At 62.4% G+C, this 18815-nt stretch carries 19 protein-coding genes; 13 read left to right on the top strand and 6 right to left on the bottom strand.

The features are described from left to right. Nucleotides 1-117 precede the first annotated feature (117 nt). Nucleotides 118-306 (top strand): hypothetical protein, encoded by a 189-nt coding sequence (locus tag SB659_RS10695; protein ID WP_410550385.1) that lies wholly within the window; start codon nucleotides 118-120, stop codon nucleotides 304-306. Nucleotides 307-319: 13 nt separating this feature from the next. On the opposite strand, the gene SB659_RS10690 is transcribed toward SB659_RS10695, so the two are convergent. After that, the gene (locus SB659_RS10690; protein ID WP_284979201.1) at nucleotides 320-1255 is read right to left on the bottom strand and encodes a phosphoglycerate dehydrogenase; all 936 of its coding nucleotides are present in this window, start codon (nucleotides 1253-1255) and stop codon (nucleotides 320-322) included. 319 nt (nucleotides 1256-1574) lie between these two features. On the opposite strand from SB659_RS10690, the gene SB659_RS10685 reads away from it, so the two are divergent. Beyond that, a complete protein-coding gene (locus SB659_RS10685; RefSeq protein WP_410550392.1) occupies nucleotides 1575-4634 on the top strand; it encodes a S8 family serine peptidase in 3060 nt (1019 codons plus the stop codon). Between the two features lie 80 nt (nucleotides 4635-4714). Here SB659_RS10685 and SB659_RS10680 read toward each other — a convergent pair whose 3' ends face one another. Genes SB659_RS10680 through SB659_RS10665 form a run of 4 tightly spaced genes read right to left on the bottom strand, consistent with a single transcriptional unit; the run spans nucleotide 4715 to nucleotide 7085 of the window. Beyond that, entirely contained in the window at nucleotides 4715-5104 is a 390-nt protein-coding gene (locus tag SB659_RS10680) for a serine protease inhibitor (protein ID WP_284979200.1), read from the bottom strand. Between the two features lie 2 nt (nucleotides 5105-5106). Beyond that, nucleotides 5107-6057, bottom strand: coding sequence for a 3-methyladenine DNA glycosylase (locus SB659_RS10675; RefSeq protein ID WP_410550384.1), 951 nt, complete (start codon nucleotides 6055-6057; stop codon nucleotides 5107-5109). Nucleotides 6058-6069: 12 nt separating this feature from the next. After that, the gene (locus tag SB659_RS10670; RefSeq protein WP_410550383.1) at nucleotides 6070-6531 is read right to left on the bottom strand and encodes an SSI family serine proteinase inhibitor; all 462 of its coding nucleotides are present in this window, start codon (nucleotides 6529-6531) and stop codon (nucleotides 6070-6072) included. Between the two features lie 26 nt (nucleotides 6532-6557). Next, nucleotides 6558-7085: a MarR family winged helix-turn-helix transcriptional regulator gene (locus SB659_RS10665; protein ID WP_284979197.1), complete on the bottom strand. Its 528-nt coding sequence runs from the start codon at nucleotides 7083-7085 to the stop codon at nucleotides 6558-6560. Between the two features lie 102 nt (nucleotides 7086-7187). On the opposite strand from SB659_RS10665, the gene SB659_RS10660 reads away from it, so the two are divergent. After that, the gene (locus tag SB659_RS10660) at nucleotides 7188-7412 is read left to right on the top strand and encodes a hypothetical protein (RefSeq protein WP_284979196.1); all 225 of its coding nucleotides are present in this window, start codon (nucleotides 7188-7190) and stop codon (nucleotides 7410-7412) included. Nucleotides 7413-7419: 7 nt separating this feature from the next. Here the strand turns inward: SB659_RS10660 and SB659_RS10655 are convergent, their stop codons facing one another. Beyond that, nucleotides 7420-8295: an IclR family transcriptional regulator gene (locus SB659_RS10655; RefSeq protein WP_410550382.1), complete on the bottom strand. Its 876-nt coding sequence runs from the start codon at nucleotides 8293-8295 to the stop codon at nucleotides 7420-7422. Between the two features lie 167 nt (nucleotides 8296-8462). On the opposite strand from SB659_RS10655, the gene SB659_RS10650 reads away from it, so the two are divergent. From SB659_RS10650 to SB659_RS10605, 10 genes are read left to right on the top strand one after another with little or no spacing between them, the layout of a single operon-like run. Further along, a complete protein-coding gene (locus SB659_RS10650) occupies nucleotides 8463-9128 on the top strand; it encodes an ABC transporter permease (protein ID WP_284979194.1) in 666 nt (221 codons plus the stop codon). Continuing rightward, entirely contained in the window at nucleotides 9121-10158 is a 1038-nt protein-coding gene (locus tag SB659_RS10645) for an ABC transporter ATP-binding protein (protein ID WP_410550381.1), read from the top strand. The genes SB659_RS10650 and SB659_RS10645 overlap by 8 nt, the downstream gene beginning before the upstream one ends. Continuing rightward, nucleotides 10155-10940, top strand: a complete 786-nt coding sequence (locus SB659_RS10640) for an ABC transporter permease (protein ID WP_410550380.1) — start codon at nucleotides 10155-10157, stop codon at nucleotides 10938-10940. The genes SB659_RS10645 and SB659_RS10640 overlap by 4 nt, the downstream gene beginning before the upstream one ends. A gap of 29 nt (nucleotides 10941-10969) precedes the next feature. Continuing rightward, nucleotides 10970-11908 (top strand): glycine betaine ABC transporter substrate-binding protein, encoded by a 939-nt coding sequence (locus SB659_RS10635; RefSeq protein WP_410550379.1) that lies wholly within the window; start codon nucleotides 10970-10972, stop codon nucleotides 11906-11908. Nucleotides 11909-11910: 2 nt separating this feature from the next. After that, entirely contained in the window at nucleotides 11911-12435 is a 525-nt protein-coding gene (gene fae, locus SB659_RS10630; protein ID WP_410550378.1) for a formaldehyde-activating enzyme, read from the top strand. Next, nucleotides 12432-13535, top strand: a complete 1104-nt coding sequence (locus SB659_RS10625) for a mandelate racemase/muconate lactonizing enzyme family protein (protein ID WP_410550377.1) — start codon at nucleotides 12432-12434, stop codon at nucleotides 13533-13535. Before fae ends, SB659_RS10625 begins: the two co-directional genes overlap by 4 nt. Nucleotides 13536-13544: 9 nt before the next feature. Next, the gene (locus tag SB659_RS10620) at nucleotides 13545-15074 is read left to right on the top strand and encodes an aldehyde dehydrogenase (RefSeq protein ID WP_284979188.1); all 1530 of its coding nucleotides are present in this window, start codon (nucleotides 13545-13547) and stop codon (nucleotides 15072-15074) included. A 32-nt stretch (nucleotides 15075-15106) separates the two neighbouring features. Next, entirely contained in the window at nucleotides 15107-16096 is a 990-nt protein-coding gene (locus SB659_RS10615; protein WP_284979187.1) for an NAD(P)-dependent oxidoreductase, read from the top strand. Between the two features lie 5 nt (nucleotides 16097-16101). After that, the gene (locus tag SB659_RS10610; protein WP_410550376.1) at nucleotides 16102-17289 is read left to right on the top strand and encodes an iron-containing alcohol dehydrogenase family protein; all 1188 of its coding nucleotides are present in this window, start codon (nucleotides 16102-16104) and stop codon (nucleotides 17287-17289) included. Next, nucleotides 17289-18782, top strand: coding sequence for an NAD-dependent succinate-semialdehyde dehydrogenase (locus SB659_RS10605; protein WP_410550375.1), 1494 nt, complete (start codon nucleotides 17289-17291; stop codon nucleotides 18780-18782). Before SB659_RS10610 ends, SB659_RS10605 begins: the two co-directional genes overlap by 1 nt. Nucleotides 18783-18815: the final 33 nt, after the last annotated feature.

Below are 18815 nucleotides of genomic sequence, written 5' to 3'. Positions count from 1 at the left end.
GCCAACCAACCCCAACCGGACCTTTTCCGATGAGGCAACGTACCCGGCTCCGCGGACCTTTTCCATGAGTCAACGCGGGCACTGGCAGCAAGTAACCGGCGTCGTTAGGATGGCGCCATGGCCGAGAAACCGAGATCGATGGTGTTGGGCGTGATGGCTGCAGCCGTTGTTGCGGGTTTGGGCCGGATGGTGATCCAAAAAATCAAGGCGGAACGGGCTGCCCGGGAAAGCACGTTGACCACGGTTCCCTTGGATGCTCAGACCCGTGCCCGGATCAGTGACGCGCTCCGCAATCCCCGCAGCTAGGCAACCGACACAGCTAAGCAACCCTGTTGGTTAGGGCGACGCCGTTCTTGAGGGCTGAGATGTTGGTGAGAACCAACCCTGAGGCGCCTTTGGGCCTGTTGCCTGCCACATGGGGCGTAAGGATCAGGTTGGGCGCGGCCCACAGCGGGGAGTTTTCGGGGAGCGGTTCCACCTTGGTGACATCCAGTGCCGCGGCCCGCAGCCGGCCCTCCCGAAGCGAGCTGATGAGCGCGTCTTCGTCCACGGTGGCGCCGCGGCCGACGTTCACGAAAATGGCGGAGTCCGGGAGGGCTCGGAGGACGTCCGCGTTGAGGGCGTCGGCGGTTTCGGCAGTTGCCGGCAGGATCGACACCAAAACGTCGGTGGTGCGCAGGATGCCGTCCAATTGATCCGCGGCGACTACAGGGAAGCCGTACCGTTCGCCTTGTGAACCCGCAACGCCTGTGACCTTGGCACCCAAAGCTGCCAGCAGCGGAGCGAGCCTGCCTGCGATCGAGCCGAAGCCCCAGATGGTGACGTTGGCGCCGTCGAGCGTATAGAGCCGTTCGGTGTCAGGCGCGGATTGGGCAATGTTGTATGGCTCGTTCCACTGTGACGCCTTTTGCGATTCCATCAATTGGTCCATCCGTCGCACGGCGGCCAGAATCAAAGCCAGTGCGTGTTCGGCCACGGGGCCATCGTGAAGTGATCGTCCCGACGTGATGGCTACGTTCCCGCCGAACCCGGCAGCCAGCACACTATCGGGACCGGCCGCGAGGGTCTGGACGAGCTGGAGACGGGACATTCCGCGGGCGGCACTTGCCAGGTTCTCCGCCGTATTACGCCACACCACCAAGACTTCTGCGTCCAAGTGCTCGGCGGGGACCGGCTTGTCCACTTGGTACACAACCACGTCGTCCCCTGCGGGGGAGAGGTCCAACTCGATGGTGTCCGGAACGAGGATTTTCACTGCAGCTCCAAAGGTTAAGGCGAATACCGGTATGCCTCGACGCTACCGCTTTGCTTTCTGTTGCAGGATAAATTGCGTGCGCTTGATGTCATATTCGGCTCTCACTCGATACGCTGTGACTGCGCTGGTTGTATTTCTTTGACAAGAGTTGTCACGAATGCAGTCAGCTCGCTTGGGCCTTGGCGACGGAGCCGGGCCTTCCCAGTGAAAGGTGCAACCACTCGTGAAATCAGCAGGAAAGAGCTTCGCCAGAAGCGGGAGGCTTGGTAAGGGCGCGGCTCTGGCTGTGGGCTTGCCGTTGCTTCTCACTTCGCTTGCGATGCCAGCCCAAGCTGCTCCCGCCCCGGGGACAGCGACAGGAAACGTCGCAAGCGTGGCAAAGAAGAACCTTGACCCCGGCGCCTACAAGGATGGACGCTACATGGTGGTCCTGGCCGAAAAGCCTGCGGCAACATACGACGGCGGCACGGCCGGCCTTGCGCCCACGAAGGCGGAAAAGGGCAAAAAGCTCGACGCCAACAGTGCACCTGTGAAGCAGTACCAGGAACACCTCCAGCAGAAACAGCAGGAGGTTGCCAAGCAGGAAAACGTGACCATCAAGCGTGAGTTCACCACCGCCATCAACGGCTTCAGTGCCACGCTGACCGCGGACCAGGCCATCAAGCTGGCCAAGGATCCCAAGGTCCTGATGGTGGCGCCGGATACCCAAAACGCTCCGGACTATTCAACGAGTGATTTCCTGAAGCTCAGCGGCCCCAACGGCACGTGGGCAACGCAATACGGCGGCCAGGAAAACGCGGGCAAGGGCACCGTTGTAGGCGTCATCGACACCGGCTATACCCCCTCCAACCCGTTCTTCGCCGGTGACCCGGTGGGTCCCTTGGTGGGTAACCCGCAGGTTGGCGTGCCGTACCGCACCGCTGATGGCAAGATCGCCATGCTCAAGGCGGACGGCGATACTTTTGTTGGTGAATGCCAAGCCGGCGCCGATTACGATGGCACGGCGTGCAACTCGAAGGTCATCAGCACGCACTACTTTGCCGATTCCTTCCTGGAGACTGTCCCACCGGAAAACCGTTCGCCGAAAGAGGTCCTCTCGCCGGTGGATGTGGACAGCCACGGCACCCACACCGCCAGCACGGCAGCAGGTAACGGCAACGTCGATGCCGTAGTGGACGGGCGCAGCTTCGGAATCACCAGCGGCATTGCACCGGCAGCGAAGCTTTCCATTTACAAGGTTTGTTGGGAGGACACTGACCCTGCTACAGGCGGTTGTTACGCGTCCTCGGCAGTGGACGCGATTGAACAGGCAATCGTCGACGGCGTGGATGTACTGAACTACTCCATTTCCGGTTCCACCACGTCCACCACGGATCCGGTGTCGCTCGCTTTCCTTTCGGCGACGTCGGCAGGAATCTTCGTCTCTGTCTCCGCCGGAAACTCCGGGCCGACGCCCGGCACGGTCAATCACGGCGCCCCGTGGTTGACCACAGTCGCGGCTACGTCATTCTCCCAGGAGCTTCAAGGAACAGTGCAGTTCTCCGATGGGAGCAAGTTCCGCGGAGCGAGCATCATGAACCATGAGGTGAGCGGGGCCGGCGTCGTGCTCTCCGCCCAGGCTGCAAGCGGGAACGGTAACGCGGCCCTCTGTGCTCCGGGGTCCTTGGACCCCGCCAAGGTCACCGGCAAGGTCGTGGTGTGTGACCGAGGCGTGGTGGACCGAACCGCCAAGAGTGCCGAGGTTCTCCGTGCCGGGGGTGTCGGCATGATCTTGGTAAACCTCACCGACTCGTCGCTGGACACTGACAAGCACGCTGTACCCACCGTCCACGTGAACCCGCCGGCAACTCAAGCGATCAAGGACTTGGTGGCAGCTAATCCGGCCATCACCGTTTCCTTGCTGAACCACGACACCACAGGCCTTCCGCCGGAGCCGCAACCACAGATAGCAGGGTTCTCTTCCCGCGGTCCGTTGCTTGCAACCGACTCGGACCTGTTGAAGCCGGATGTCTCCGCCCCCGGTGTTGCTATCCTCGCCGGGGTCTCGCCCATCGGCACCGGTGGTGACAACTTTGGCTTCCTTTCCGGTACGTCCATGGCTTCCCCGCACGTTGCGGGATTTGGAGCATTGATCCTTTCCAAGAACCCAACATGGTCTCCGGCTACGGTGAAGTCCGCCATGATGACCACCGCAGGGCCTGTGAAGCTGGCCAACGGGACCGTCAACACGGATGTCTTCGCCACCGGAGCGGGACAAGTGGACCCCGCAAAGGTCCTCAGCCCCGGATTGGTCTATGACGCCAGCACCGAGGACTACCTCAAGTTCGTCCAGGGCACTGGAATGGACCTGGGCATTCCCGGCTTGGGCACCACGCAACCGCGGGACATGAACGTTCCTTCCTTTGCTTTGGGGAACCTGGCAGGAAAGATCGAGGTCACCCGCACCGTCACTGCCCTCACCCCTGGCCTCTACCGTGCCACGGTCAACGTCCCCGGCATCAACGTCAAAGTGACGCCGGCCGTCCTGAACTTCACCTCCGCGGGGGAGAAGAGGACGTTCAAGATCCAGTTCGAGAACAACAACGCCCCGCTGGGCAAGTTCGCCATGGGTTCACTTTCCTGGCAGGGCGCGGGCAAGACGGTCACCTCACCGATCGCTGTCCGGCCGCAGTCCATCATTGCGGACAAGGCGTTGGCGTTCACGGGGACCGGCCCCAACGGCTCTGCTGCCATCAACATCACCTCCGGCACCAACCTGCCGGTGGGAGTCACCGTCGATGGCCTGTCCAAGGCTGACTCCACGGCCATCGAGCTGACCCCGGGACCTTTCACGGGTGAGACCGATGGATCCAACTACGTGAAGAAGGTGACGGTGGGAGCAGGCAGTGCCTTGGCCAGGTTCTCGGTCAACTCCTCCAACGACGCCGCCGACTTTGACATGCTGGTGCTTACTCCCGACGGCGAACAGCTGAGCGCTGCGACGCCGTCGGCCAGTGAAAGCCTGACTGTCCCTGATCCGGCGCCCGGTGATTACTACGTCTTCGCCAACCTATACGCCAGCCCCAACAACCAAGCCACCAAGGCCACAGTTGATGCGGCGGTTTTGGGCGCCAACGAGGGCAACGCAACCGTGACCCCGAACCCGATTCGCCTGGCCAACGGTAAGACCGGGCAGATCTCGCTGAACTGGAAGAACTTGACGCCCGGCTCGTATATCGGGCGGCTCACCTTCGACGGAACCAGCGAGCCGAGCTTCGTGACCGTCGTCGTCAATCCCGGCGGTGCAGTGGTGGTGCCGGATAAGGAAAACCCGAAGAAGGATAAGAAAGACAAAAAGATCCGCGACGCGGATCCTGCGCAGAGCAATAACGCAAGCTAACTGAGCGGCGTGAACAGCAGCGGCCGGCGGATTATCCGCCGGCCGCTGCTGTTGTGTCACGGCTGTTGTGCCGTTGGGGTTTAGGTGGCCCCGGTGGAGCCGGTGCTGCCGCCAAAGAGTGTGGCCAAGGTGCGCCATCGTGCGATCTCACAGCCATCGGTTTTGCTGAACCTGCTGTGCACCTTGCGCCCGCGGAACCAGCCTGTCACCACGGCCACTTGCGGACCGCCATACTGCTGCGTGCAGGTGCGGTCCGGCTGCGGTTCGGGAAAGAACGCCTCTTCCCCGAACTGTTCGACGGCGGCAAGTGCCGCAGCTGCGTCCGGCAGGTTCGAATCAATGGACTTGGGATCGGCCGAGAGGATGCCGGAGGCGGACCTGAGGTGGAACTCCGTGCTTTCCGCGTCCGGCGCTTCGGTCAACGTGATTGTCAGGTCGACGTCGTACTCGCTATTTTCGGGGGAAACCATGGTCACCTTTCGCTGATGGCGGCGGGTTCCCCGGCGGTGACTGCGCCGGGCCGTTCACCGAGCAACGGTTGTACTGCCTCAAGCACACGGGCCCGAAGTTCCTGGGACTCGGCCGCGAACGCCCGTTGGTATTCAACGTACTCGGCTTTGCCCTGCGGTGTCTCGATCTTGATGGGTGGGTATCCCCATTCCTCGAGGTCGTACGGGGAGGCCTTCATGTCCATGGTCCTGATGCGCCATGACAGTTCGAAACAATCCATCACTACGTCACTTGGCAATGCGGGGGTCAATTTGTAGGCCCACTTGTAGAGGTCCATGTTGGCGTGCAGGCAGCCGGGCTGTTCCATGGCCCGCTGGTTCTCGCGGGTGGGTCGGTGTTCATTGAGGGGGATGGCATCGGGCGTGTAGAAGCGGAAAGCGTCAAAGTGCGTGCACCGGATGCGGTTTTCGTCCACGACGGCGTCAGTGCCCTCGGCGCCGAGCCGCAACTCCAGGTATTCGTGGCGTAACTCGAACTTCTCCTGCCGGTACACCATCGCCCATTCGTGGAGGCCGAAACAGCCGAACTGAGCGGGGCGCTTGGCCGTTCCCGCCAGGATGATCCCAGCGAAGTTGACGGCTTCGGAGCGGTCTCGGAGGAAGCGGGTGCGGTCGAAGGTGACGGCGGGAGTTCCCGGCGCCAGCCCGATCGAGGCGAGTTCGCCGTCGGGCGTTCGGTAATACTTCCAGCCCGCGCGGTCGACGGCCCGCGGACCGCTCAGCACCCTGCCATCGCCGGGGTGCCAACGCTGCAATTGCCCGGGCTTTTGGGTGTAGTAGGTGAAAAGGAAGTCTTCCACGGGATGCTTCTTACCTGCCGAGCGCCGTGCTAGATAGGGGTCGGCATAACGCGCCACACGGGCGTGGTGGGCTGCCTCCAGTGGGAGCCATTGATCCTCGGATAAGTGCTGCATGGGTCCGGCCACTCAGCTGCCGCCGCTGGAGCCAAGCACGCTGCTGGCAGCGTCCCACCGGGCAATCTGGCAACCGTCGGTGCGCTTGAACGCGATGTTGATTTCTTTGCCGTCCACGGATCCCGTCACGGTGGCTGTGGCCGGGCCACCGTATTGCTGGGTGCAGGCAAAGTCCGTCCGGGCCGGCGCGGGACTCAAAAGTGTGGGGTGGTCCTTAATGGCGGTGCATGCGGCGCTCGCCGCCGGGTGCTGGGTTTCGGCGGCTGGAGTGCCGTCGGTGCATACCAGCGTGTAAGTCCTTGGCACGCCTCCCGGTTCATCAAGCACCATGATGGAGAGTTCGGCGTTGCCCTGCCCGGTTGGGGGAGCGGAGTTGGGGACGCTGGGGCCGCCCGGAGCGGGACTGCCCGAACATGCCGTCACCGCGGCGACCCCAAGCATTGCCAGGGCCGGGCGAACATCCAACATGTGCATCCAAACTCCTCGGTTTTGCGTCCATTTTACGCGGGACTTTTGGCCTCCGGAGCATCCATGGACGACGGCGAAGCCCCTCCATGCGTGCTTGCATCCACGCCCTCGCGTTGCGTGGCGGCGATGAGTCCAGTCATTGCCCTGTGCAGTTCCGCCACCTCCTCCCGGCTAAGGTGCAAGCGATCACGGATCTGCCCGGGGACCGTGGTGGCCTGCTCGCGAAGTGCCGCGCCTTTGGCTGTCAGCGTGATGGCGAGTGCTCGTTCATTGCCCGGGACGCGTTCCCGAGTAAGGAGTCCGGCTTCTTCCAGGCGCCTAAGCAGCGGCGACAATGTCGCAGGGTCATGCAGGAGGCTATCGCTGATGTCCTTTAACGTCCGCGGACTCCGTTCCCAGAGGGCCAACATGACCAGATATTGGGGATGTGTCAGCCCGAGGCGTTCAAGGACGGGTTTGTAGATGCCCACCACGCTGCGGGAGGCCACGGTCAAGGCAAAACACAGTTGCCGCTCCAGCAGGAGATCGTCGGTTTCCTCGACGGCGTTAGCGCCAGCCATGGCTTCCTCCTTGTTAGGGGCACCCCGCGCCCCTTTAGTTAGTGTACTAACAATTAGGGTACTATTGTTGTATCGCACCGCCTAAATAAGGAGTCGTTCAGCGTGGCAAAGGAACCCTTCGCCCAGAAGTTCATGCGCGCCACCGGTAAATTGCGGGCCATCTTCGGGCCAGCCCACAGCAGTTCACTCGATCACGAGATGACCGAAGACAACCAAAGGCTGCTGGCTCAACGGCAAGCCGAAACCCAGCAGTGGGAAACGGTTCGCCGTCCGGACGGCAGCACCTACGTGGTGCCCCGAAATCCCGACGACAAATCGCTGCGCTAAGACACGCTTACGCCCTGCTGGGGCCGGGGGAGGCGCCGAGCGCGACGGAGAAGTCCCTGGCTACTTTGGCGGCGAGCTGTCCGGCCTGGTCCAAGTGGCGTCCGAACCGTTGCTTGGGGGCGCTGACGTTGAAGGCGGCCACAACCCGTTGTTTGAAGTCATACACGGGCGCCGAAACGCCCACGACGCCCAACTCGAATTCCTCGTCGACCACGGCATAACCCTGTTGGCGGATGAGTTGGATCTCTGCGCGCAAGTCATCGAAGGACTGGATTTTGGAGGCGAGGTCTCCAGTGGCCGGGCTCTGGCCTGACTGCAAAGCCAAGGGAGAAAGGTCCTCGCGGTCCGGCCGCACGCCCGATTTGGTGGCGGCCGTGTGGGTGTCATACCAGTCCTTTAGCGCGGTCTCATCCCAGTCGCTGACAAGTACCCTGCCGGCCGACGTGCTCCAAGCGTCAACGCTGACGCCCTCCCAGCCCAAGGCCCTGTAAGTGTGGTTCGACATTTCGCTTTTCAGGGTCAGGACAGTTCCGCCCCGGAGCACGCAGAGGTGCGTGGTTTCATGGGTAGCCGCGGACACCCGCTTGAGGTACGGTGCCGATGCGCTGACCATCCTGGCCTCAGTTGTCCGCGCGGCCAAGGCATACAAGCTGTGCCCCAAGGTGTAGAGAAGGCTTTCAGGATCCCGGCTAACCAAACCTGCTTCTGCCAGTGTGGCCAGGGTCCTGGATACTTGGGCCTTGTCCCGGCCGGTGATCTCGGCAACCTTGTTCACGCCCAGGCCGTTTCCCGCCACGGACTCCGGAGACCCCAGGATTTCGAGCAATTCCAGATCCCGCCGCAAGCCGGAGGAATTGCGCCGGGGAGCAGGTGCTGCCTTCATGGGGTTCTCTCCTTCAGTCAACCGGATTGATTGATCCTAACCCCGTTTGCGTTGACATTTCAACAACATGCATTGCGCAAAAGGGAACGTGCCTTCTACGGTTGTGTCATGGCTCACGCCGCTGTGAGCGGATCCTTTCCCCCAACGAAGTGAAAAGGAGGATCGCATTGAACGACTCTTTTCTGCCGGATCTCGGTCAGTTCCTCGCCAAGAGATCAGCTGACATTGCCGAGTCCGCAGGCCAGCATCTGCTGGTTGTGCTCGTTTCCCTACTGATAGCGACAGTCATCGGTGTGGGGGTCGGTGTCCTGGTATGGAACAGGCCCATCGGCCGCTCGGTAGCTATCGCAGGAGCCGGGGTTGGCTTGACCATCCCCTCCATGGCCTTGCTGGCGCTGCTCATCCCCGTGCTGGGGCTTGGGTGGACGCCAACGATCGTGGGCCTGGCCTTCTACGCACTGCTGCCCATCATCCGAAACACCGTGGTGGGGCTGCGTGAAGTACCAGTCGCCGTTTCGGAATCGGCCAAGGGCATGGGCATGGGAACTGCCAAGACGCTGTTCCTGGTCCAACTCCCCATGGCGTGGCCCGTTGTACTGACCGGCGTGCGCGTTTCAGCCCAATTGTCCATGGGAATAGCCGCCATCGCGGCTTACGTGGGCGGTCCGGGCCTGGGGCAGATGATCTTCAAAGGCCTCTCCAGCCTTGGATCCAAGAATGCCCTGAACTTTGCCGTCGTGGGAACTGTCGGCGTCATTATCCTTGCCCTGCTGCTGGATGGCGCATTCGTCTTCATCCGCCGCGTCACTACCTCAAGGGGACTACGTGTCTGAAACAACAACCCATCCGGCAACAACAACCCGTCCGGCCAATGGTGCCCGGATCGTCCTCAAGGACGTCACTAAAACCTATCCCGGCCTGGTGATTCCAGCCGTCGAGTCCTTCACCATGGACATCGCCCCTGGTGAGCTGATCATGTTCGTCGGCCCTTCGGGTTGTGGCAAAACCACCACCATGAAGATGATCAACCGAATCATCGAACCCACTTCCGGCTCCATCACCATCGACGGTGAAGACGTCCTTTCGCTCGACCCCAACGAACTCCGACGGCGGATTGGTTACGTCATCCAGCAGATCGGGCTGTTTCCGCACATGACCATCGCAGAGAACATCTCGGTGGTCCCCAAACTCCTTGGCTGGGACAAGAAGCGGATCAGGGACCGGGTGGAGGAGCTGCTTGCCGTCGTCGAACTCGATCCCGCCACCTTTGCCTCCCGCTATCCACGGCAACTATCCGGTGGCCAGCAACAACGCGTCGGCGTGGCGAGGGCCTTGGCCGCCGATCCGCCGGTGATGCTCATGGACGAGCCATTTGGGGCTACGGACCCCATCACCCGGGAGAAGCTGCAAAGCGAGTTCCTGCGGCTGCAGGAAAAGCTGAGCAAAACATTTGTCTTCGTTACCCACGATTTCGACGAGGCTGTGCGCCTGGGGCACCGGATTGCGGTGTTGTCCGAGCGCTCGCAGATTGAGCAGTTCGACACTCCGGCGAACATCCTGGCGAATCCCGCTAACGCCTACGTCTCGCAGTTCGTCGGGCACGGGGCCGCGCTGAAGCGGCTTGGGCTCATTCCCGTGGGCCACGCGGCCTTGGGGCCTACCGGCAGCCGGAGCGCGCTGACCATCGGCGTTGAGGCCTCCCTCCGGGATGCGCTGGATGCACTGGTTTTGTCCGGCGGATTGCCCGTCACCGTCGTCGACCAGAACGGCAGGGCGGTGGGATCCATCGACATCGAGCGAATCTCGGCGGTCCTTGGCACCGAAGTCCTCCCACCTGCATTAGCCGGGGGAGCAAGGCCATGACGGCACAAGCAACGAGGGATCTTGCCACCTCGTTCGGTACTCCTTCGAATCGTAAGGGCGGCTACTTCACCTTCAAACGGTTTGGTACCCCGTTGGTGATCGTTGCAGCCTTGCTCGCCCTTTTCCTCTGGATCTCCTCGCTCACCTTGGACTCCATCGAACTCCGCACCCTGAATTGGGGTTACCTCGCCGACAGGACCCGTGAACACCTGGCGCTGACGGTGACCGCGTCCGCGATCGTGGCCGTCATCGCCATCCCCGTCGGGATTATGCTCAGCCGGGTTCACTCCAAAGCAGTGCATGCGGTGGTTTTTGGCATCGCTAACGTGGGCCAAGCAACTCCTGCCATCGGCTTGGTGATCCTTTTGGCCATCGTGTGGAAGCTCGGCTTCGAAGTGGCGCTGGTTGGGCTGGTGGCCTACTCGGTACTTCCCGTGCTCCGCAACACGTTGGTGGGACTGCAGCAGGTTGACTCCAGCCTTACCGAAGCCGCAAGGGGCATGGGCATGCGGCCGTTCCAGGTCCTCACCACCATCGAACTACCGTTGGCGATTCCCGTGATCGTGGCGGGACTAAGGACCGCGTTGGTCTTTTGCGTCGGCGTCGCCACGGTTGCAACCTTTATCAACGCCGGCGGCCTGGGCGACATGATCGTCAACGGGCTCAAGCTGCAGCGCTGGCCCGTGTTGGTGACCGGTGCCGTCGTCGTCTCTTGCATTGCCCTAACCATTGATTGGCTTGCCGGGCTGGCCGAGGACCTCCTCAAGCCCAAAGGCATATGAAACGTCCCGAACAAACAAAAGGAACCATCATGAAGAAACCTGTAATGACCCTTCTGGCCACGGGCGTGGCGGTGGCACTGAGCCTCACAGCCTGCGGAGGCGCGGCATCTTCCTCCTCAACTGCAGCATCCGGCGGTAAGGAACTTGACGGACTGACCGGTGTCATTGGCGCCAAGGACTTCTCTGAGCAGTTCATCCTGGCCCACATCACCAGCCTCGTCCTGAACGCCCACGGAGCAAACACCACCACCAACACCAGCGTGGTGGGATCGGCCAACGTTCGAACGGCTTTCGAGACCGGCCAGTTCGCCGGATATTGGGAGTACACGGGAACTTCGTGGATCACCTACAACAAACAAACCACCCCCATCAAGGACAAAGCTGAGATGTTCAAGGCTGTCAAGGACGTCGATGCCAAGAAGGGCATTGCCTGGCTTGACCCGGCCCCCCTGAACAACACCTACGCCTTCGCGATCCGCGAGGACAAGGCCAAGGAATTGGGCATCAAGAGCATGTCCGACGTCGCCAAGCTCCCCGCAAGCGAACAAACCTTTTGCATGGAAAGCGAATTCTCCACCCGCGACGACGGCTGGCCCGGTCTGAAGAAGGAATACGGACTGAGCCCCAACGCCAAGGTTTCCATGCTGGACACCGGTGTCATCTACACCGCCACCCAAAAGGGCCAGGACTGCAACTTCGGCGAGGTCTTCGAAACGGATGGTCGCATCCCGGCACTGAAGCTTCAGGTCATGGATGATGACAAGAAATTCTTCCCCGTCTACCAAGGCGCCCTCACCATCAAGTCCGATCTCTTGGCAAAATACCCTGCCATCGCCGATATCATGTCCAAGGTTTCACCGAAACTCACCACCGAAGTCATGCAAAAGCTCAATGCCAAAGCCGACGTCGATGGCGACGACCCAGCAGATGTTGCCAAGGAATGGCTCACATCCGAAGGCCTGATCTAGGTATGGGGAACGCACAAGAAGTCCAACTCGGTGAGTCCTTCGTGGGCAACGGTGTCAATGCAGCGCACGTGAATACGGTCCTGGGACATCGCAGTGGGCCAGCAGGAACAGCCTGGGCGACGGCCCTTGCATCACCCAGCGCCGGGCACGTACCTTTCGTCACAGTCCTGCGGCCATCCCTCCCGGTGAAGCCGCTGACGTTGTTCGTCACCAAGGCAGCCCCGGCCAATGACCGGCACGGGAACCTGATCTGGGGTGCAGCCCAAGCCGGGATCGCCGCAGGCGTGGCCGATGCCGTGGCCGACGGCATCGTCTCCGACGAGCAGGCGGATTCGCACGCGCTCATCGCAGCGGTATGGGTCAACCCGAACGCGGACGACGACGAGGCCGTCTACCGAAACAATCGCGAGTCGGTCCGGACTGCTTTGGAAAACGGGGTCAAGAACCTCCCATCCACGGCAGAAGTGATCGAGGCACGCAACTCTCCGACCAATCCCTTCTTCACCCCGCGAGGTTCACAACCATGAAGATCACCGCAATCCGGCTGACCCGGATGGTCCTGCCTTTGGACCCGCCGTTTAACGCGGCGTGGGATCCGGAACCCCGCACCTCCTTCCCGGCCACCCTGGTGGAGGTGGAGACCGATGAAGGGATCACCGGAGTGGGCTCGGGGGACACCATGGATGGCTTCGAGGCTTACGAACACCTGTTCATCGGTACCGACCCCATGGCCATCCTGAACCAGGTCCGGCGGCTTGAAACCATCAACTTCCACGGCGGCCGCTACTGGCCGCTGGAAGCAGCGCTGTGGGACATCATCGGCAAGGTGGCAGGCCTCCCGGTGGCAACCCTGTTCGGTGGTGCGCAGGACCGGTTGCTGGCCTACGCATCCTCCGGTGAACTGAAGCCCCCCGCAGCGCGGGCCGAGTCCGCGCTGGCCGCCAAGGCCCGCGGATTCAAGGCAATGAAGATCCGCATCTCACGGGACCGTTTGGAAGAAGGGGTGGAGTCCGTCCGTGCTACCCGGGAAGCAGTGGGCAAGGATTTCGACCTCATGGTGGACCTGAACCAGATGTGGCGCATGAGCGGGGATATCGAGCCTGCCCTGGAACTGGCCAAGGTCCACCGCCTGGCCGCCCAGTTGGCTGAGCTCGATGTCCGCTGGCTTGAAGAACCGTTGCCCCAGGCCGACATCAAGGGTGCCCAGCGGGTCCGTGAGCAGACGGGGATCCAGGTTTCAGGCGGCGAGATGGTCCGCAGCATGCCCGAGATGATGGCGCTCATCGAAGCCGATGCTTACGACATCTATCAACCGGACGTGGCGTTGGCGGTGGGGATGTATCGAGCCCGCCAGGTGGCGGAATCTGCCAACCTCAAGCATCGGTTCTTCACCCCTCACACCTGGAGTAACGGCTTGGGATTGTTGGCCAACCTGCATGTGGCTGCGGGTGTGGATGCCGGTCCTTACCTTGAGTTCCCGTACGACCCCCCAGGATGGACCCCGGAGCGCCGGGACTTCTTCATGGAACCACTGGACATTGATGATGAAGGAACCCTCAAGGTGCCGGATTTGCCGGGCTTGGGCGCCATCATCGACTACGACGCCGTCAAGAAATACTCGGTCTAAGGAAACGCCATGCCAGTAACCAAGCCAGCAACCAAGAACGACTGGATCCAGCGGGCGAAAGCCCAGCAACCGGCGACCGGCCTGTACATCGACGGCGGCTTTCGAGCCGCCCGGAGCGGCGAAACCTTCCCCACGGTTTCGCCGCGGGACGGCTCCGTCACCGCTGATATATCGGCAGCGGGCGAGCAGGACGTGGACGACGCCGTCCGGGCAGCCCACCGTGCTTTCGAAGCCGGAACATGGTCCCGCACGGATCGGCGTCATCGCCAGGCTGTCCTCACCCGGTTGTCGGACCTCATCCTGGAAAACCTCGAGGAACTGGCCCTCCTGGAGTCCACCGACGCCGGCCACCCCATCGGTGACGCGCTCGCCGTCGACGTTCCCAGCTGTGCACGCACCTTCCGCTGGTACGCCGAAGCTTTGGACAAGGTCTACGACGACGTCGCTCCCACCCCGCGTGATGCCCTGGCGATCATTTCCCGCGAGCCATTGGGCGTTATCGGTGCCGTTGTTCCCTGGAACTACCCGCTTATCATTACGGCGTGGAAGGTGGCACCCGCACTCGCCGCCGGCAACTCGGTGGTCCTTAAGCCGTCGGAGCAGACGAGCCTCAGCGCGTTGCGGCTTGCCGAACTCGCCAGTGAAGCTGGTGTCCCCGACGGCGTGTTCAACGTTGTTCCGGGACTGGGCCATGTTGCCGGCGCTGCCCTTGGGCGGCACCAACTGGTGGACAAGGTCACCTTCACGGGGTCACCTGAAGTCGGCCGGTTCTTCCAGCGCTACGCTTCGGAATCCAATGGCAAGCAAGTGGCGTTGGAGCTGGGCGGGAAGTCAGCCCAGGTGGTACTGCACGACGTCGGCGACCTCACCGCGTGTGCTTCCGCCGTGGCCTGGGGGATCTTCTACAACGCAGGGCAGACATGCCACGCAGGCTCCCGGCTACTCGTGGATGAACGCGTGCACGACGCCCTGATCGAAGAAGTCATTAAGGTAGGGCGTTCCCTGCAGCTTGGCGATCCTTTGGATCCGGCCACCCAAATTGGCGCCATCATTGACGACAAGCAGCTCGGGAGCATCCTCGGCTATTACGCCATCGCGGAAGAAGAGGGCATAGCAGTCGCCAGCGGTGGCACGCGGGTGCACCCCGCCGGCGTCGAGAATGGCTACTATTTGGAACCCACGGTCCTGGACAAGGTCAACAATGCCGGGCGCATCGGACAGGAAGAGATTTTCGGGCCGGTACTTGCCGTATCCACCTTCCGGGGTGCAGCCGAGGGTATCCGCTTGGCAAACGACAGCAAGTACGGCTTGGCGGCAAGCGTGTGGACGCAAGACATCACCAAGGCGCACACCGCGGCACGCGAACTTCGCGCCGGCACCGTGTGGGTGAATACGTTCGACGTCGCCGACATCATCACACCGTTTGGCGGGTTCAAGGAATCCGGCTTCGGAAGGGACCGCTCCCTCCACGCCTTGGACGCTTATTCGGCCCTGAAAACAACCTGGATCAACCTGGGCGACACCGCCCTGGATGACTAAACCACGCATACCAGCCTGAATTGAGACTCGATATGACTGCAACAACGCATGTCTCCGCCTCGGAGACACTGGCCCTGAAGCCGGGCAGCGCCCGCATCGGCTTCATTGGATTGGGCAACATGGGCTCCGGCATGACACGCAATCTCCAGGCGGCCGGATTTCAACTGATCGTCAATGATGTCCGTCAGGAATCCGCTGCCGAACTCCTCGCAAACGGCGCGGAATGGGCCGATGATGCCGCGGCCGTAGCTGCCGGTTCCGACGTCGTCATCACCATGCTCCCTACGCCCAAGCACGTGGAGAGCGTCGCGCTCAGCCCCCGCGGCATCCTGGCCGGACTGCCCGACGGCGGCACCTGGGTGGACATGTCCACGTCGGTTCCGGAGGTGGCCAACAGGGTTCGCGAAGCTGGCACCGGGCGAGGCATCCGCGTGGTCGATGCCCCCGTCAGCGGCATGTCCGTGGGTGCCGCGAACGGCATGCTGCAGATCTTCGTCGGTGGTGAGACGGCCGACGTCGAACGTCTCCGCCCCGTGTTCGAGGCGATGGGCGACCCGGACCGGATCCTGCACGTGGGCGGCCATGGGGCCGGTTACGCAGTTAAGCTCATGATCAACCAGTTGTGGTTCTCGCACCTGGTGGCCACCGCGGAAGTCCTCAGCACCGGGGTAAAAGCCGGAGTCGACTTGGAAGTCCTGCGGCAAGCGCTGATCGCCAGCCCGGCAAACTCCAACTTCGTGCAGAACGATGTCCTGTCCATCCTGAACCACGGCGACTACGACGAAGGCTTCGCCATTGCCTTGGCCTGCAAGGATCTGGGCTTGTCCGTTGACCTTGCCCGCTCGGTGGGTGTCCCCATGGAGCTCTCCGGCTTGGTGGAGCAGCTTTACCGCCGGGCAAAGGCACTCTATGGCGATAAAGCCGGCGAGATGACACCAGTGAAACTCTATGAGGACGCCATCGGGATGCAACTGCGGACGGCATCGGCAACCTCCACCGTCACGTCCGGAGAAGGAGCTTGAACATCATGCAGACTCGCGCACAGATCCACGCGGAGCTGGCCACCACGGAGTTGACGCTGGACCCCAAGCCCACGGCCTACTTCGGGCGGGGGAAGGTAGCGGAAGTAGGAGGGATCGTTGCCGCTCTGGGAGCGAAGTCGGCGCTGATCGTCACGGACCCGTTCCTTGCCACCACGGACGTGGTAGCCGCCGTCCGGACCTCCCTGATCGCTGCAGGACTTGCCGTCACCGTGTTTGATGGAGTGACGCCCAACCCCACCACCACCTGCGTTGATGCGGGTTCCGATCAAGCCGCTTCAGAGGGCGTGGACGTCCTGGTGCCGGTGGGTGGGGGTTCGTCCATGGATGCCGCGAAGGGCATTTCCTTGGGTGCTGTCAACCCTGCGAGGGGTGCCGAGCTGGACTACAGCAACCACTTCGCCAATCCGGCGCTGCCCATCGTCGCCGTGCCCACAACCGCTGGCACCGGAGCGGAGGTGAATGCTTTCGGCGTCGTTACTGACGTGGATGCGCACCGCAAGTTTTACGTCGGACACGAGTCTGCCCTTCCCAAAGCTGCTGTCCTGGACCCGGAGCTGACCCTTGGCCTGCCGCCCAAAGCGACCGCCGCTACTGGGATGGACGCCCTCACCCACGCCGTGGAGTCCTATTCCTCCATCAGGCCAAATCCCTACTCGGACGGCATCGCCCTGCAGGTGGTCTCCATGGTGGCCGAGTTCCTTCCGCGAGCGGTCGCTGACGGGAGTGACATTGAGGCCCGTTCGCAGCTCCTGCTTGCTTCCCACATTGCTGGAGTGGGCTTCTCGCACACCGGCCTCGGACTGGTGCACGCCATTGCCCACCCGCTTGGTGGCCGATTCAACATCCCCCACGGGCTAGCTTTGTGCCTGGTGATCGAGGATGTGCTGCGGTTGAACCTCCGGAACCGCTTGGACCGGACTGCGCGGCTTGCTTTCGCGCTGGGGGTCGGCCAAACCGACGCCAGCGCAGAAGAGAATGCTGACGCCGCCGTGCAGGCCGTGGCCACTCTCGCCCGCAATGTGGGCATGACGGCACGCCTGGCCGATTTCGGCATCACGGACGCTGACCTGGACTCCCTCGTGGCGGACACTCTGGCGGATTCGGTCATCAACAACACGCCGGTGCCGCCCACCGCCGTCGAAATTCGGACCATCCTCGAGAAAGCGCTCTAGTGGAAAATACCTTGACAGCCGACACCCCTGCGAGCACAGAGCTTGAATTCATAGCCACCCTGCCGACTCAGCTTTTCATCGGCGGCCAATGGATCGACTCTTCCGACGGCGCCACTTCCGCCGTCGAGGACCCGTCCACTGGCGCTGTGCTCACCCGGGTTGCCGACGCCTCCCCGGCAGACGGGGAGCGGGCGCTTGCTGCTGCCGCCCGGAGCCAGGAATCGTGGGCCCTGACACCACCGCGGGAACGAGGCGAAATCCTTCGTCGGGCTTTTGAGCTGGTGACTGCCCGGGCTGAGGATTTTGCGCTCGCCATGACCCTCGAAATGGGAAAGCCCCTGGCTGAATCCCGGGGCGAAGTGGCCTACGGCGCCGAGTTCCTGCGATGGTTCTCGGAGGAGGCCGTCCGCGTTTCGGGCCGGTATTCCACCGCGCCGGACGGCAAGTCCCGCCTACTGGTTACCAAGCGCCCGGTAGGTCCGTGCCTGTTCATCACGCCATGGAATTTCCCTTTGGCCATGGCGACCCGGAAAATCGCCCCGGCCATCGCAGCGGGCTGCACTATGGTGCTGAAGCCGGCCAACCTGACTCCGCTGACGGCGTTGCTGTTCACGCAGGTGCTCCACGAGGCGGGCCTGCCCGATGGCGTCCTCAACGTCATTCCAACAACCCGGCCTGGCGAGGTTACCGGGCCAATCATCCGGGACAGCCGCCTGCGCAAGCTTTCCTTCACCGGTTCAACAGGTGTCGGGCAGCAGCTCATTGCCGACTCGGCCCATCAGGTGCTGAGGACATCCATGGAATTGGGCGGAAACGCACCGTTCCTGGTGTTCGAAGATGCGGATCTGGACGCGGCCCTCGACGGCGCCATGGTGGCCAAACTCCGGAACATGGGGGAGGCCTGCACGGCGGCCAACCGGTTCATCGTCCACGAATCCATGGTGGACGAGTTCAGCCAGAGGCTTGCAAGCCGCATGTCGGAGTTGACGTTGGGCCGCGGGTCCGCGGACGGCACCAACATCGGGCCGCTGATCGACAGTAAGAGCCGCGCAAAGGTCGACGAGCTGGTCACCGATGCCGTGGCTGGTGGAGCAACCGTCCTCACCGGCGGAAAGGCGCCATCTGGTGAGGGCTATTTTTACCCTCCAACGGTGTTGGCCAACGTTCCCCCCACTGCCAGGATCCTGCGTGAAGAGGTCTTTGGCCCGGTTGCCCCCATTGTCAGCTTCAGCAGCGAGGACGAGGCCATTGCGTTGGCCAACCGCACCGAATTCGGCTTGGTGGCTTATGCCTACACCCGCGATTTGAACCGTGGAATCCGGCTCTCCGAAAAGGTCGACGTCGGCATGTTCGGCCTGAATACGGGGATAGTGTCAAACCCGGCCGCTCCTTTCGGAGGAGTGAAGCAATCCGGCTTGGGCCGGGAAGGCGGAACCGAAGGCATCGAAGAGTTCTTGGAAACCCGCTACATCGGTATCGCGGACCCCTCCTGATGTCTCGGATTCTTGTCACGGGCGGCACCAGCG

It is taken from the genome of Arthrobacter sp. SIMBA_036, assembly GCF_046535135.1.
Taxonomy (GTDB): domain Bacteria; phylum Actinomycetota; class Actinomycetes; order Actinomycetales; family Micrococcaceae; genus Arthrobacter.
The sequence above is the reverse complement of the archived record's forward strand: the minus strand, read 5'-3'. Positions and strand labels throughout refer to the sequence as shown.

Excerpts from the sequence above, each read along its gene's own strand:
- SB659_RS10695 (WP_410550385.1), top strand. The coding sequence starts at position 118 with ATGGCCGAGAAACCGAGATCGATGGTGTTGGGCGTGATGGCTGCAGCC.
- SB659_RS10685 (WP_410550392.1), top strand. The coding sequence starts at position 1,575 with ATGCCAGCCCAAGCTGCTCCCGCCCCGGGGACAGCGACAGGAAACGTC.
- SB659_RS10680 (WP_284979200.1), bottom strand. The coding sequence starts at position 5,104 with ATGGTTTCCCCCGAAAATAGCGAGTACGACGTCGACCTGACAATCACG.
- SB659_RS10675 (WP_410550384.1), bottom strand. The coding sequence starts at position 6,057 with ATGCAGCACTTATCCGAGGATCAATGGCTCCCACTGGAGGCAGCCCAC.
- SB659_RS10670 (WP_410550383.1), bottom strand. The coding sequence starts at position 6,531 with ATGCACATGTTGGATGTTCGCCCGGCCCTGGCAATGCTTGGGGTCGCC.
- SB659_RS10665 (WP_284979197.1), bottom strand. The coding sequence starts at position 7,085 with ATGGCTGGCGCTAACGCCGTCGAGGAAACCGACGATCTCCTGCTGGAG.
- SB659_RS10655 (WP_410550382.1), bottom strand. The coding sequence starts at position 8,295 with ATGAAGGCAGCACCTGCTCCCCGGCGCAATTCCTCCGGCTTGCGGCGG.
- SB659_RS10640 (WP_410550380.1), top strand. The coding sequence starts at position 10,155 with ATGACGGCACAAGCAACGAGGGATCTTGCCACCTCGTTCGGTACTCCT.
- SB659_RS10635 (WP_410550379.1), top strand. The coding sequence starts at position 10,970 with ATGAAGAAACCTGTAATGACCCTTCTGGCCACGGGCGTGGCGGTGGCA.
- fae (WP_410550378.1), top strand. The coding sequence starts at position 11,911 with ATGGGGAACGCACAAGAAGTCCAACTCGGTGAGTCCTTCGTGGGCAAC.
- SB659_RS10625 (WP_410550377.1), top strand. The coding sequence starts at position 12,432 with ATGAAGATCACCGCAATCCGGCTGACCCGGATGGTCCTGCCTTTGGAC.
- SB659_RS10620 (WP_284979188.1), top strand. The coding sequence starts at position 13,545 with ATGCCAGTAACCAAGCCAGCAACCAAGAACGACTGGATCCAGCGGGCG.
- SB659_RS10615 (WP_284979187.1), top strand. The coding sequence starts at position 15,107 with ATGACTGCAACAACGCATGTCTCCGCCTCGGAGACACTGGCCCTGAAG.
- SB659_RS10610 (WP_410550376.1), top strand. The coding sequence starts at position 16,102 with ATGCAGACTCGCGCACAGATCCACGCGGAGCTGGCCACCACGGAGTTG.